At 45.8% G+C, this 12297-nt stretch carries 13 protein-coding genes; all 13 read right to left on the bottom strand.

Annotated features, from left to right (window positions below):
• Positions 1 to 109 precede the first annotated feature (109 nt).
• Positions 110 to 1141, bottom strand: coding sequence for a hypothetical protein (locus CA600_RS08425; RefSeq protein WP_094869777.1), 1032 nt, complete (start codon positions 1139 to 1141; stop codon positions 110 to 112).
• Positions 1142 to 1375: 234 nt separating this feature from the next.
• Entirely contained in the window at positions 1376 to 3043 is a 1668-nt protein-coding gene (locus CA600_RS08420; RefSeq protein ID WP_094869776.1) for a recombinase family protein, read from the bottom strand.
• Positions 3044 to 3083: 40 nt separating this feature from the next.
• Positions 3084 to 4658, bottom strand: coding sequence for a recombinase family protein (locus CA600_RS08415; RefSeq protein ID WP_094869775.1), 1575 nt, complete (start codon positions 4656 to 4658; stop codon positions 3084 to 3086).
• An 18-nt stretch (positions 4659 to 4676) separates the two neighbouring features.
• Entirely contained in the window at positions 4677 to 4898 is a 222-nt protein-coding gene (locus tag CA600_RS08410; RefSeq protein WP_094869774.1) for a hypothetical protein, read from the bottom strand.
• A gap of 166 nt (positions 4899 to 5064) precedes the next feature.
• Complete coding sequence (locus CA600_RS08405) at positions 5065 to 5385, bottom strand: DUF960 family protein (RefSeq protein WP_094869773.1); 321 nt, start codon at positions 5383 to 5385, stop codon at positions 5065 to 5067.
• A complete protein-coding gene (locus CA600_RS08400) occupies positions 5386 to 5853 on the bottom strand; it encodes a JAB domain-containing protein (protein WP_094869772.1) in 468 nt (155 codons plus the stop codon). It lies immediately after the preceding gene.
• Positions 5850 to 6263: a hypothetical protein gene (locus CA600_RS08395; protein ID WP_143812124.1), complete on the bottom strand. Its 414-nt coding sequence runs from the start codon at positions 6261 to 6263 to the stop codon at positions 5850 to 5852. Before CA600_RS08395 ends, CA600_RS08400 begins: the two co-directional genes overlap by 4 nt.
• 257 nt (positions 6264 to 6520) lie before the next feature.
• A complete protein-coding gene (locus CA600_RS08390) occupies positions 6521 to 8641 on the bottom strand; it encodes a hypothetical protein (RefSeq protein WP_143812123.1) in 2121 nt (706 codons plus the stop codon).
• Between the two features lie 239 nt (positions 8642 to 8880).
• The gene (locus CA600_RS08385) at positions 8881 to 9468 is read right to left on the bottom strand and encodes a bifunctional DNA primase/polymerase (RefSeq protein WP_094869769.1); all 588 of its coding nucleotides are present in this window, start codon (positions 9466 to 9468) and stop codon (positions 8881 to 8883) included.
• 213 nt (positions 9469 to 9681) lie between these two features.
• Positions 9682 to 10170 carry a hypothetical protein gene (locus CA600_RS08380; protein WP_094869768.1) on the bottom strand — a complete coding sequence of 163 codons (489 nt, stop codon included), beginning with the start codon at positions 10168 to 10170 and terminating at the stop codon, positions 9682 to 9684.
• Between the two features lie 94 nt (positions 10171 to 10264).
• Positions 10265 to 10753 carry a hypothetical protein gene (locus CA600_RS08375; protein ID WP_094869767.1) on the bottom strand — a complete coding sequence of 163 codons (489 nt, stop codon included), beginning with the start codon at positions 10751 to 10753 and terminating at the stop codon, positions 10265 to 10267.
• Between the two features lie 275 nt (positions 10754 to 11028).
• The gene (locus CA600_RS08370; protein WP_042131679.1) at positions 11029 to 11559 is read right to left on the bottom strand and encodes a hypothetical protein; all 531 of its coding nucleotides are present in this window, start codon (positions 11557 to 11559) and stop codon (positions 11029 to 11031) included.
• Positions 11560 to 11782: 223 nt separating this feature from the next.
• A complete protein-coding gene (locus tag CA600_RS08365; protein WP_094869766.1) occupies positions 11783 to 12223 on the bottom strand; it encodes a hypothetical protein in 441 nt (146 codons plus the stop codon).
• Positions 12224 to 12297 lie beyond the last annotated feature (74 nt).

Raw genomic sequence — 12297 nt, 5'->3', positions numbered from 1 at the left:
GATTGATTTTCTATACAAAGTTTGTTTTGGCATAGAACACCGTTTTGACACAATTGTCGCTCCTGCCGCTATTTTAGGTTGAAATCGGCTTTGCACTTCCGTTCACCACCTAGCCACCTGCTCTCACGTACTTTACATTAATACTGACCTTTTCATCAAGGTACTTCTTCCAACATGTATTATCCCTGGATGGATCATTAGCCTGGTCCGTGAAGTACACGCCCAAGTTTCCATTTTCAAACGTAAAGTAATCTCTTCCCCTTTGATTTCCGAATAGAGCAACCAGCGCGTAGTTGTAGCTGGAGCTAACCGCAATTCCTGTCTTCTGCATCGGTATTCTTTTCTGGATTTCTTCTATTGTATAGGTGACCCCATTACCAGCTCTATCTGCATCGAGTGATTGGAGTAGTAGAGCAAAGAGCAGATCAGCATTGGATCGTAATGTGATCTTTCCTATGTCGAATACCTCTGATGAGAATGAGCTCCAGTCATGCTTTTTGGAAACTGCTGGGGCTACTTTGGAACGGGACACTGGAATGCCCTTCACCTTATGCTTCCCAAACATCATGAGGAACTTATCCAGCTCACGCTTATTCCCCTTCGCCTCTTTGACTGCAGGGAGCACAGAGCTTAAGAACATAGAAAAATCCGTAATGTCCTCTTGGCTTACAGGTTTCCTCTTCCACACCCAATCCGGCCTTACAATGGACATCAAATAGTTCATTGCCCGAAAATTATGCTGATCTATGATCTCCACTTTCTTTGAGCATACTAGGTGTGACAAGAATGCTATTGTGATGAAGGATTGATGTCCTGCCAGTTTCTCTTCCCAGAAAGCAAAAATGTCGTCAAGCTCCAGCTTGCCTGTTTCAGCAAACTCAGGCCAATACTTTTGTAACTTGGCAATAATGACTTTATGGGCGGGGACGTAATTTGCCTTTCCCCAATGGCCGTATTTCCACTCGAACGCTTGACGTATTTCATCATGTTTTACGTTCGTAGGGTCAGAAAAGTCTTCCTTCCATTTTAAATATGGCTCTTCTGGATATTTCGTTAACTCGTACTTAGATGTATATTCTACAAAATGTTCTGAAATGGTTTTGGCTATTGACTCAATTTCCTTCTTCGTCAATTCAGGCATTTACCATCCCTCCATATTCTCTTAGATTCAGTTTCCCACAAGCCTTTTGGAATGTCATCCGCTATGTCCTCTGAACACCCCCTACCACCCACAGCATTGCATTCGCTGCCCTCTCCCTCTTTTGACCTGCATTTAGTGTCAGTGCTGTAAGAAGTAACCGCAGCAGCTTAAAAAGAAATTTTGGACCCACTGACGCATTTCTAGGCAGAGAGTGGATTACGGTCACCCGAACAGTCAAATTGCAATAGAAATGCTTTGACCTTGGATCTCTCGCTTCATCTGGACAGCAAAAGACCCCTCTGCATGGGTCGCAGAAGGGTCAGCAGTTAAAAAATGGTGTACCGTATTCTCATCGAAGTTCATATCGATTTGGTCGATGGTTTTTGAATCCTTGATTGTAATTTGCTTGATGACCAAATGCATTAGAGTCTTTCGTTGGTCAAAGGATGACGAGTCCAGCAGCTTATCGAACTTGTTCAGAAGAGCACGGACAACTTCGTAGGAGACGGGCTCCGCATGGTCCTCTTTCATTTCCATAGCCAGCTCTGTCTTTTTGACATGTAATCGTTCCAGTTCTTCACCAATGTCATCAAGCCGCTTGGAGAACATTGTCTTATCTAATCCGTTCATTTCGTACATGTCAAAGTACTTTCGCCGCTTCCCCTCCAGCTCTGTTATCTTAACCAGAATATGCTCAAGTTCCTGCTCGAGGGGTTTGACACGCTTCGTTTTCCTTTCATTAATGTTTTTCACGATGGCTTTGAGAATTTGGGGCTTTGCCAGTACTTCTTTAAGCCGTTCGATTACATAATTCTCTGCCTCCAGCTTCCGAATGCTGTTGGCGCTGCATACCTTGCTCCCCTTGTTACGGAAGTTGCTGCAAGAGTAGTATAGACGCGTGACCTTACTGCCGTCCTTCTTACGATTCTGAGTCCGATTAGCTACCATCGGCGCTCCGCACTTTGGACAGCGGATCAGCCAAGTTAACAGGAACTCGCCATCGAAGCGCTTCAGGGAGACCACTGATTTTTTCTTGCGTAAATACTGCACTTTGCTCCATAGTTCTTCCGAAACAATAGCAGGATGAATCCCATCAAAAGTCTCCAGTATGGTGTTAAGGCCCTTACGCCTTTTCTCACTCCAGTTTTCATACCTTCCATAACGTATTCTTCCAACAAAGAATGGATTATCCAGAATCTCCTTCACACCGCTGATGGAGAAGGCTCCACCAGATCGGGTAACATAACCCTCATGGTTGAGTTCGTTCGCAATCGACTTAAATCCTCGTCCGGTAGCGAATCGTTCAAATATCTTGAGAATAATGACTTCTTCCTCAGGAACAATCTCTACTTTTGATTCCCGACTCCGAACGCCATTCACAATGTCCTCTACACTTCGATACCCTAGCGGTAGCTTACCATTGTGCTTCCCTGTCCTAGCACGTTGTTTGTGACCCATCTTAACATTGTCAACTATGGTATCACGTTCAAGCTGTCCTACAGCCCCCATGATATGCAACATGAATTTCCCGTGGGAGGTTGAGGTGTCGAACTGTTCTGTCATGGACATAAACGCGACGTTATTCTTATTCAGAATATTAACGATTTGTGAAAGATGCTCTGCATTTCTCGCCAATCTATTAAACTTCCACACCAAGACGGTATCGAATAAATTATTTTTTGCATCCTGAAGCATCTGCTGCAGCTCAAAGCGGTTATCCATGCTCTTACCACTGATACCTCTATCCACGTACTCGCGGTAGATTTCATAGTTATAGAGCTTAGAGTAGTCTGTCAGCGTTTTAAGTTGTGCATCAATGGAATAACCATGCTCAGCTTGCTCCTCCGTGCTTACACGAACGTATATAGCAACACGACGCACCTTATCCGAGGTCATTAACATAAGAGTGCACGCCCTTGTTCTAGTATGAATCGGCCTTGATTTAAACAGATTTGCTGTTGATTTTGCATTGTAATTCCTCCATGTTATTTGTAAATAGTATTTGATTTAACGATGCACTGCCATGTAAGACAGCTTTTGATATATCCCTGTTAGGGGGAAGCGTGATTTTATCAAATAAGTTCTTAAACAGCTTCTTTTGCTGTTCATGCGGAGAGGTTTGGACCATCACCCATAAATTCTTCAATGCGCTAAGAATCTTATCGCTATCTGCCAATTGTATCTGTTGATTAGCTAGTTTTTCTTCAATACCTCGCAGGGCCTCTTGCTTAGCAACCTTCTGCTCTTCGAGTTCCTTAAGCCGCGTGACTAGGACCTCCTGAGGAATATGCTCCTCTTCAAATAACTCAAAGCATCTCTGCTGCCGCTGATCAAATGCAGCCAACTCCTTAATCAGACCTCTCTTTTCATCCTCAAGAGGTTTACGGCGTAGATCCCGCTTATCGTTCACCGTCGCGATGATTTGATTCAGTAAAGGAGGTTTAGTCACAAGCTCCTGAATTTGTTGAGAGAACCAACAATCCATATCATCTGCACGAATCGCGTTTAAGCTGCATGCAACGGAGCCCTTACTCCTATAGAGTGAGCATACATAGTAGTAGTTCTTCCGAATCGTCCCGTTTTTGTTATAGCTCTTCGTGTGTGCTGCAACCATGCTGCACCCGCACTCAGGACATTTGAGCAATCCTGACAATGGAAAATGCCGTTTGATCCTCTTCGATGGCGGGTTCGATCGACTGCGTAGCTTGGCTTGGACTTGTTCCCATAATTCCAAAGTAATGATTGCTTCTTGTTCGCCCTTTATCAGTTGTACCTCAATACCTGTATGACGCTGGCTTGTACCAATGCGTATTTTTCCTATGTAGTTAGGATTATTCAGGATGCCTCTCACCCCTGCGATTCCAAAAGCCAGACCTTTCTTGGTCAAATAGCCTGCAGCATTTAGTCGTTTGGTGATTGCCTTGTACCCTAATCCATCTGCATACATGGTAAAAATAGTTCGGACTAGCTCAGCCTCAGGTTCCACAACTTCAAGCTGTTGCTGTCCAGGTTCAGGATTCTTATGCCACCGGTAACCGAGCACCATATTCCCGCTATTCCAGCACCCCTGCCGATTGCGCTCTTGCACAGCTAAACGGACATTGTCACAAATCTGTTCCCGTTCTAACTCAGCAATAGCACTCAGCACCTGTACAACAAAGCTGCCCATCGTCGTATCGGTATTAATATCTTCTGTCACGCTCTTTATTCCGACATTGCTCTTATTAAGAATTTTCACCATATGCAGCAAGTCACTATGGTTGCGTGAAAGCCGATTTAGCTTCCAGACTAAGACGTTTTGAAAACATCCCTGCTGTGCATCCACAAGTAACTGCTGCAAAAGGGGTCTGCCCTGAATCGACTTTGCTGATTTTCCTGCATCTATATATGCTTTATATAGAGTTAGATTGTGCCGTCTGCAGAATGCCTTAAGCATATCCATCTGACCATCTATGCTGTAACCATCCACCTGCTCATCTGTGGAGACCCGAATGTAGAGGGCTACTGTTGATACCATTAGGTTGACCTCCTATTCTCAGGCGACCATTTGGTAGTCTGCTGTCCCAAGAAGTTGTGAGGTCAGTTCATGGTTAGCGAGTTCTTCCATTTCCAGCAATTCAACTGGCTCCAGCCAGAGCATAACTTCTGCACGGTATGATGCCCTTTTCTCTTGCATGGAAATGTAGTTGATAACCATATCCGAGAGCAAATCAATAGCGGATTCAAATTCGTACTGTACATTAAAGCCGTCTCTCATAGCAGCTCCCCCTTTGAAGTATGTCATCGAAACAAGAGCCTACCGCCTTTTTAAGCAGACTTGTTTACTCTATTTATGATTTCTGCTGCTTTTAATGATTTCGATTGTTATTTGAAGCGCTACGATAATGAGATTAATAACCCTTGGATTCATCTGTCCCACCCTCTCAATATTCTGATGGCAAAAGCATCGTCACGTACTCCCCGCTTTCAATTATCCACACGGTAATACCATGCAGAGGCTTATAAATACCAGGATAACTATAGGTCTTTGTACGTTCCGGTTGCTCTTGAGAGTGGATGATCTTTTGAACCTTATGACTTCCCTCGTTCTCAGTAGTCAAATTAAATACTTGAAGGTAGTCCATCTGTACGTTGCTTTGGACTTGTTCATCAAGTAACGCCCATAGAAGCAGTTGCAGTTCAGGGTTGAGCTCATTATTTACGCCTCGCGTTACGTATCTCTGGGAATCAAATGTATAAGACATCTACATCAGTCCCCTTTCCTTCATGCTTGTAAATTGAATGCCTTCTCCTAGAATAAGATGGTCGAGTAGATCGATGCCAAGCAGGCAGCCGCTATCCCTCAGTCGCTCTGTTATCTCAATGTCCTCAGGACTGGGATCTGGCTGGCCTGACGGATGATTATGGCAAGCTATAATGGAAGCAGAGTTGGCAAGAATCGCAAGCTTGAACGTCTCCCTGGGATGGACAATAGAGGCATTCAGCGACCCGCAGGATACTTGATGCATAGCGGTGGGCTCATTTTTTGTATTGAGGCAAAGGATACAGAATGATTCCCGATCACAATCACCGATGAATTGGCGGAACAAGTCAACCGCATCTTGAGGTGAGCGAATCACACGATTGGGATAGAGCAGCGATGTTTTTTCACGCACCATTCGTAGAGAAATAACCTCAATACGCTTAGCTGGTTTAGGCTTAGAGTTAATCATTCGAAGTCCTCCTTAGCCAGGCATCCAGATTGCTCCGCAAACCACTGTTCCAGTTCTAGCCTTAAAGCGCCCCTGAGCGCGTATATCAGCAGAAAACACTCGTTGTCGGGCATTAGGCAGGCTCGGTACATATAAACTCCATTTGGCAGTTCTACCAGTTCTACGTACTCTGGTTCATTCTCCAATAGATTCACAACAACGTCGCCATCTGTTAGTGTGCAGGTATCTTCTGACTGGACAACCAACATGTAGTAGCCATGATCCACAAGTGAAAATTGATCTTCACCTTCATGATGTAAGGAAGCTTTTAATTCCTCAAGCTCACTTACAAGGTACGTCAGACCAACTTGAGGCAGCGTACCTTTCTTGGAGTAACTCAAAATGGATTCTTGATTTGTAATGTTAAACAAATAGCTCATCTCCCTTAGAATTTTCTCTAGTAAATACAGCATTCTAAGGAAATAATATATATTTACAGGTAACCTTTGTTCCGTTCTTCGATGCCCCCACACGTTGCCCCCCAGTTTAGGGACTCGCCCCAACTGGGGCGACGCAAAAACCTTGTTGGCTCATGGTTCCGTTGGCACCTGCCCCCGTTCCCCCCTAACCTGACGTGGGAGAGAGACATTTTTTATTGGCAGGGGGGGACATTATTTATTTTTTATGTTTAGTTATGTTTTTTTATAGGGGCAATGGGGGCTCCAATCACCGCAGTCCTTGTCCCGCTTGGAATTCCCAGCGCCCCCTCTCTTCGGCTTTCAGGGGGCAATGCCCCCGTTTTCGGGGGCGAACACATCAGGCAGGTCCCCTCCAGGTTCCGATCGGCTTGGCTCGGCCTAACTCGGGGTTGTACTTCTTCGTCATCCTTTCCCCGCAAAAGTTCAGCTTTTACGCAGAGCTTGCGGGAACGCTGACCTCCTACAGTCTTCTTGACGAGGTTGTGCCGACGCTCTTTGCCGTTTTCCTTCGAAGTCTCCGTGAGCGTGATGCCCTCTTCGGCCAACTGTTTCCACAAGGTTTGACTGGAAATTGGAAAATGAGTCCCTTGTGCCGAAAGGAATCGACTCACTGCATTGTAGAGTACATCAGGTAGAAAGTAATAGTAGTTGCTATCGTGCCAGCCTACGTGAGTTCCACTCTTGGGAATGTCCCCTTCAGAAAGCGGTTTAGCGGCTTCCGTGTAGATCGTCCGATTAGCAAGAAGTTCGCCGACAATGCTCACAAAGCGTGTCGTTGCCTTAACCTCTGCCACCTGCTCTCCCTGCTCACTCGCCGTACTGACAAATCCTTCCCAAGCCTCGTGAAGAAGCTCATTTTTACGTCCGTGTTCGATCGCTCCAACACTTTCAGCGTAGTCTAAGCCAAGTTGGAGACCAAGGTACAGCCAAGCCGCAGCCTCTACCAGCCTGCCGTGTACATGTAGTTGGGAAGCTTCATTTCTTCTTTCGTAGAAGATTTCCGTCAGCCTGTCGTCACTTTCTGACATGGCCTGTCCTAGCCATTCCAAGTAACCGACCATTGCTTGACTTAACATCTGAGCTTGCTGCTGGGCAGTAGTCAATTTATGGAGATCAACATCACCTTGTCTGAGCTCGACGGGGAACAACCTAGCAACGCTTGAGCCACGGTCGAGAACATCCTCCGCTGTCACAATTGCCATGCCGCGAGGGGGGTAACCAGGCCGCAGGCTAGTGTCCTGTCTCATGCGCCCTCGTCCAACCCTGTCACCGTAAGCCCTAAGGATTTGCTCAGCTAGTTGCGACATGCCTTTCGCTTCCTTCAGCGCACTGGCCGGATGGTAATCATCGATCAGAAGTAGTGAGTCTTTCACATCGAACCCCCGTTTTTCAACCGAATTTGCCGTATCCTTAAAGCTGGCCGGAGGACGCTCTAACAAGTCACCAAAATGGCAAAGGAACAACTTAGCAAGAGTCGTCTTACGAGTTCCCGTATAGCCGTGAAGCCACATAAGGAACTTTGGCTCCAGATGTACTGTTCTCAGCCATTCACACAGAGGGGAGAGAAACGTAAGTCCCAACAGTGGCAGCGTAACCCGATGGGGAGCGATGTCCAGTAACATTAGGCTTGCTTTCATGGCCTCTTTTCGATCACCTGATGAGGTAGGCAACCTGTAGTTTTCCAACCTCGGGTCGATCTCTACCTTAACGTCCTTTGCTCCTACAGCCCCAGCAGCATGAAGGTACCTTGGGACCCCATCCACCTCTACCCAGCCAAGATGGGCAAAAACACGCTCTGTGGTTGCCCCTGACGCTGTCGTCTGGATCGCGTGGCGGACCGTGTCCCTGACCTTGTTCCCAGGTTGAATGTTAGGCTCTGGTCCCCATTGCTCCAACCACTTCATGCTGTCGAAATCACCCGATGCAACGTGTATGGGATGTAGTCGTTTTCTATTATTCATGAGAACTCCCTCCAGTTCGTAGAATCGCTGTTGTTCTGATCCATCATCCTTGACGACGGTTTTGTTTATCCAGGCAAAAAAGTTAGCCAGTGGAATGTCATTGCGGTTGCCTTCCTTATCCGTTTGGACAACACAAAGGTTCTTACCTTCCAATGAGTACCGACTTGGCAGAAGCGCTTCCTTTTCCTTTATGTGGTCGGGTAACGCGGCTGGCGCTTTTGATTTTGTGCCCGTTAGAAATGCGGCTGGGGAGTTGGTGATTTCCCCTGCCTCATTCTTACTCACTTGATCACCAAAGCATTGGTGCATCTGATCACCGCTACATCCCATAGTCTCACAGCGGGTAGGGCCACGATCTGACTTAGTCATCTCTTGTATTCTTCGTTCGCTTTGCTGGGAGTGCTTGTGGGAAGCTCGCGAGAACTCTAACGCTTTATCCAGTAATCCCGTATTAGTAAATACCGCGCTCCAACGAAACCAAGTTTCTTCATCAAGCCCATGCTGTTGCTGCCTTTCCCAATCATCGGTAAAGCGGAGACAAGACTTTTTAAGGCCCTCGAACGACCCTCTCTCAGTTGGACGGGTTCTCTGTCCCCTTTTTGGAGGAGTTATTCGTTGAACCATCCATCTAGGGGCGTTTGGTAACTGAATTCCCATGGGCTTTTCCCTTCCTTCCATTCATAGATGCCGCCATTTGCGTGCTTGGATGGCGGGAGAACTGTCTGTTGACCGTCGCAGAGCAGCGCACATTCTTCATGTGGATTCTCCGGATGGCTCTCAGCATACTTGACTGATCGGACTCCAATAGGAGCAGCGTACATGAGCCGCCTACCGCCCCCTGGGGTGGTAAACTCAAGTGTATCGGGGAGATCACCATTACTCCATTGCTGTAACAGTTCTTCTCCGTACTCCCCGTCCACGTCGATGGCGACGACACCTGTTCGAGTGCCGAGTACTAACCCAACATTCATGGAAGGCCATTGCCGCGCCCATTCGTCGATTGTATCGGGCTTTGGAATAGAAGCATTCGTCCAGTCTTTTAAGAGAGGCATCTTTCCAGGTCTTGTACAATTATTCCGGTGTTGTTCGCTCATACCGCTGTGATCGTGTGAACATAGCGGTATGATGGCCCAACCTAGCGCGGCGAAGGCCTTCATTGCTTCGGCCACGTTCTTATAGGGAAGATAATTAGACATCCTTATCACCTACCCCGTCAAACTGAGAAGTAGTTAGCTCTTCGGCAAAACACATCAAGTCGTACCGTTTTACATAGATTTTTTTCTGAATCTCATACTTATAAAAATTCTGCCTCTCATTCGCGCAGTCGTTTTCTATATAGAAATGACGCATGTTCTCACGCACCTTTACCTGATGTTTGATCTTATTTGTTGGGAACCAACCATGCAGTGTCAGCTCGATTGATTCGGTTGGGTCAACTGTAATGTTTCCTCTGAAATCTGCAAAAAGTGGAAGGTAAACAACGCCTTCTCTATCCCAGCAAGCCGCAGAACCGTGTTTGTCCATCTGGAGCTGCGTTCGAAATGACCTTTCAGTTCGTCGAAGTTTCCGAAACTCTGTAGGCCCGCGTACTTCTTAAACAACCTCAGACAATCGTGGTTGGGTTCTACGCCGTGATCCTCACCGAACACATCTCCAAAACCGCCGCCATAGAAGTCCAATAACTGATAATATTGTTTCCACGACAGTTTAAGGGAGAAGCACGTACAGACGAAAATCTGTTCTCCCCCTTTTACTAGGTCAAGATTCAGATTATAGAAAGATATCTCGCTGTTCTGGTTTTTCAGAAGGGAATTGATGGCACGCTCAACCTTCTTGTGATTTCCAAAGTTCAACATGACTTGCTGCAAAGAAGCTTTTGGTGTAATCTGCTGTAGCATGAGCTCATTCTCCTCTATCATAAATTTGGTAGGCACTTTTCGTTTGTTGCTATGAAATTGTCAAAGAGCAAAATTGATTTAGGACTTATATGTCCTACTTTTCGAGTGGGAATACGGCTATTACCGCGTCCTTATAGTTAAGGTAAGTGACTTCGTAGAACGTGATGCTTGTTCTCTCGCTGAAATCGAGGTCGAACAGCGACGTCAATTCTTTGACCAGCTCGGAAGAATAAACAACCGCTTTGGTTCCCGACTGTTTCAGCGTAAAGCAGGTCTCGTTATTTGGTAGCTTTGCGCCGACAGCAAATCCTTTCTCGTTTACACCGATCTGAATTTGTTCAGGGAACCCAATCTGTTCCATGACTTTGGCCGAAATCGTGAACCGCTTGCTATTTCCATCTGCATTCACGAGAGAGCAAACACCTGGCCTACCGTTTCCTTTACTTTCATGGGTTGCAGCTAGGGGCTTAAAGTCGAGATCCTCGAAGGATTCTATTTCCTGCCCTACACTCGCCACTTCTTCCGTATTAAGTTCTTCTGTTTCAAACTGTACCGTTACTGTTTCTTCTGCATGGTTTGTCATTTCGTGTTTCCTCCCGGAGTGAAAGTTTGTTGTTACTGCTTCTAACACTTACAAGTGTATCTAGTTCTACCTACTTTCGCGTCCCAACCCGGTCTTAAAACTTTTCCTTGACAAAATCTTAAGATTTCGTTTCAAGTTTTGTATTGAGTGGGTCTTTCGAGAACTAGAGTAACATCCGAAACAGGAAGCGCACGAACCAAAGAACTGCTGTACGTTTTCCTTGACAACGAAAAAAAGCCGTGCATATTCGCAGCGGCTTTAGCTTCTTGCAAACTCTATTGGTTATCAATTCGTTTCTTTAGCTCTTCCTTCCATTGTCCCATAGCGGGGTTGAGCCTTTCGAGTAGTTCGATTCGGTCTTTGGCAGGGATTTGTTGGTATAAGTCTACCAACTCCTTTACATTCTCCAGCGTCTTCTCGAACAGCGCTTGGGATTGCTCCAAGGCAAGCTCATTGGCAATAGCTTTGAACTTTGACTTCGCAGGCTCTTCAATTGTATCGATGTAGGAAAGAAGCTCCTCTTGAAATTGGAGCGATTCCTCTACCGTAATGTTACCAGACTGTTTGAGCGTCTTTTGTAAGAACGGACTATCGATATGGCGAATCGTCCAGACTATGAAATCAGCCAATTCCTTATCAAACCATACCTGTCCTCGGCTGTCTCTTAGGTTTTCCTCTTGTTCACCGAGTAGATTGAGAATCTTACTGAATAGGCTGCGTACTGTTTTTTCCTCGAAGCCCTCGACTTGTTTTACTACCCATGGCAGATTGAATCGTTCCACTTTAGTCTCTTCTTTTTTAGTCATATATAAAGCCTCCAATGCTCTTGTTGATAACCCGATTATAGCTTTATGTAAGGGTTGGGACAACAAGCCGAAGCGTCTTATCCAATAAAGTTCTTATCCAAAAATACCCCGTAGAATACGGTTATTTCTCAAAGGATGCACAAGTATATATACATATTAAAATTGTTATCTGAGGGAAGAGAAAACCCCGACCTAAAGAATTCGGGGTTTTCTGAAAAAGGCTTTACTTGTTCAGCCTTAATTTGATTTTGGGGTTTGCATCGCTCATTTCGATGTCTGTATCTATGCTGTAATTCTTTAACATTGCCACAACAAGAACAACCGTCAGCGCTACAATAGCCGTGATGATAACCGTTTCCGTGATACCTAGGAAACCTACTTGCGGCTGAACGGTAGGTGTCTTCTCCAGCAACCCCAGCTTGTCCTTAACCTTGTAGGCTCTGCCCACGTTTTCTGCCAGCTCGCCCACGACGATGATGTTACCGTATCTCTTACTTACGGCATCCTCCAGTTCTGCCTTAGTGCTAATCGTGATTTGTCGATCTGAGAACGTCTGTGCTTGCCGGAATCGCTTGTTGTCTTGTTTCTCTGCTCTTCTCACCGCTGCTTCCGCTTTTGTCGTGTCTATCTTGTTTCTCAGCATGTCAAAAAAAAGAATTGCCAAGTGATACGCCTCCATTCTACTACCTATTATTAAATGATTCCCCATGTCCTTTAGAAGCAACATGGGGATTTTGA

Source organism: Paenibacillus sp. VTT E-133280 (genome assembly GCF_002264385.1).
Lineage (GTDB): Bacteria > Bacillota > Bacilli > Paenibacillales > Paenibacillaceae > Paenibacillus_AQ > Paenibacillus_AQ nitricinens.
This window is presented reverse-complemented; position numbering and strand designations above follow the sequence as displayed.

What these genes read in the sequence shown, in the direction of transcription:
- CA600_RS08425 (WP_094869777.1), bottom strand. Translation starts at nt 1,141, where the DNA reads ATGCCTGAATTGACGAAGAAGGAAATTGAGTCAATAGCCAAAACCATT.
- CA600_RS08420 (WP_094869776.1), bottom strand. Translation starts at nt 3,043, where the DNA reads ATGTTAATGACCTCGGATAAGGTGCGTCGTGTTGCTATATACGTTCGT.
- CA600_RS08415 (WP_094869775.1), bottom strand. Translation starts at nt 4,658, where the DNA reads ATGGTATCAACAGTAGCCCTCTACATTCGGGTCTCCACAGATGAGCAG.
- CA600_RS08410 (WP_094869774.1), bottom strand. Translation starts at nt 4,898, where the DNA reads ATGAGAGACGGCTTTAATGTACAGTACGAATTTGAATCCGCTATTGAT.
- CA600_RS08405 (WP_094869773.1), bottom strand. Translation starts at nt 5,385, where the DNA reads ATGTCTTATACATTTGATTCCCAGAGATACGTAACGCGAGGCGTAAAT.
- CA600_RS08400 (WP_094869772.1), bottom strand. Translation starts at nt 5,853, where the DNA reads ATGATTAACTCTAAGCCTAAACCAGCTAAGCGTATTGAGGTTATTTCT.
- CA600_RS08390 (WP_143812123.1), bottom strand. Translation starts at nt 8,641, where the DNA reads ATGACTAAGTCAGATCGTGGCCCTACCCGCTGTGAGACTATGGGATGT.
- CA600_RS08385 (WP_094869769.1), bottom strand. Translation starts at nt 9,468, where the DNA reads ATGTCTAATTATCTTCCCTATAAGAACGTGGCCGAAGCAATGAAGGCC.
- CA600_RS08380 (WP_094869768.1), bottom strand. Translation starts at nt 10,170, where the DNA reads ATGCTACAGCAGATTACACCAAAAGCTTCTTTGCAGCAAGTCATGTTG.
- CA600_RS08375 (WP_094869767.1), bottom strand. Translation starts at nt 10,753, where the DNA reads ATGACAAACCATGCAGAAGAAACAGTAACGGTACAGTTTGAAACAGAA.
- CA600_RS08370 (WP_042131679.1), bottom strand. Translation starts at nt 11,559, where the DNA reads ATGACTAAAAAAGAAGAGACTAAAGTGGAACGATTCAATCTGCCATGG.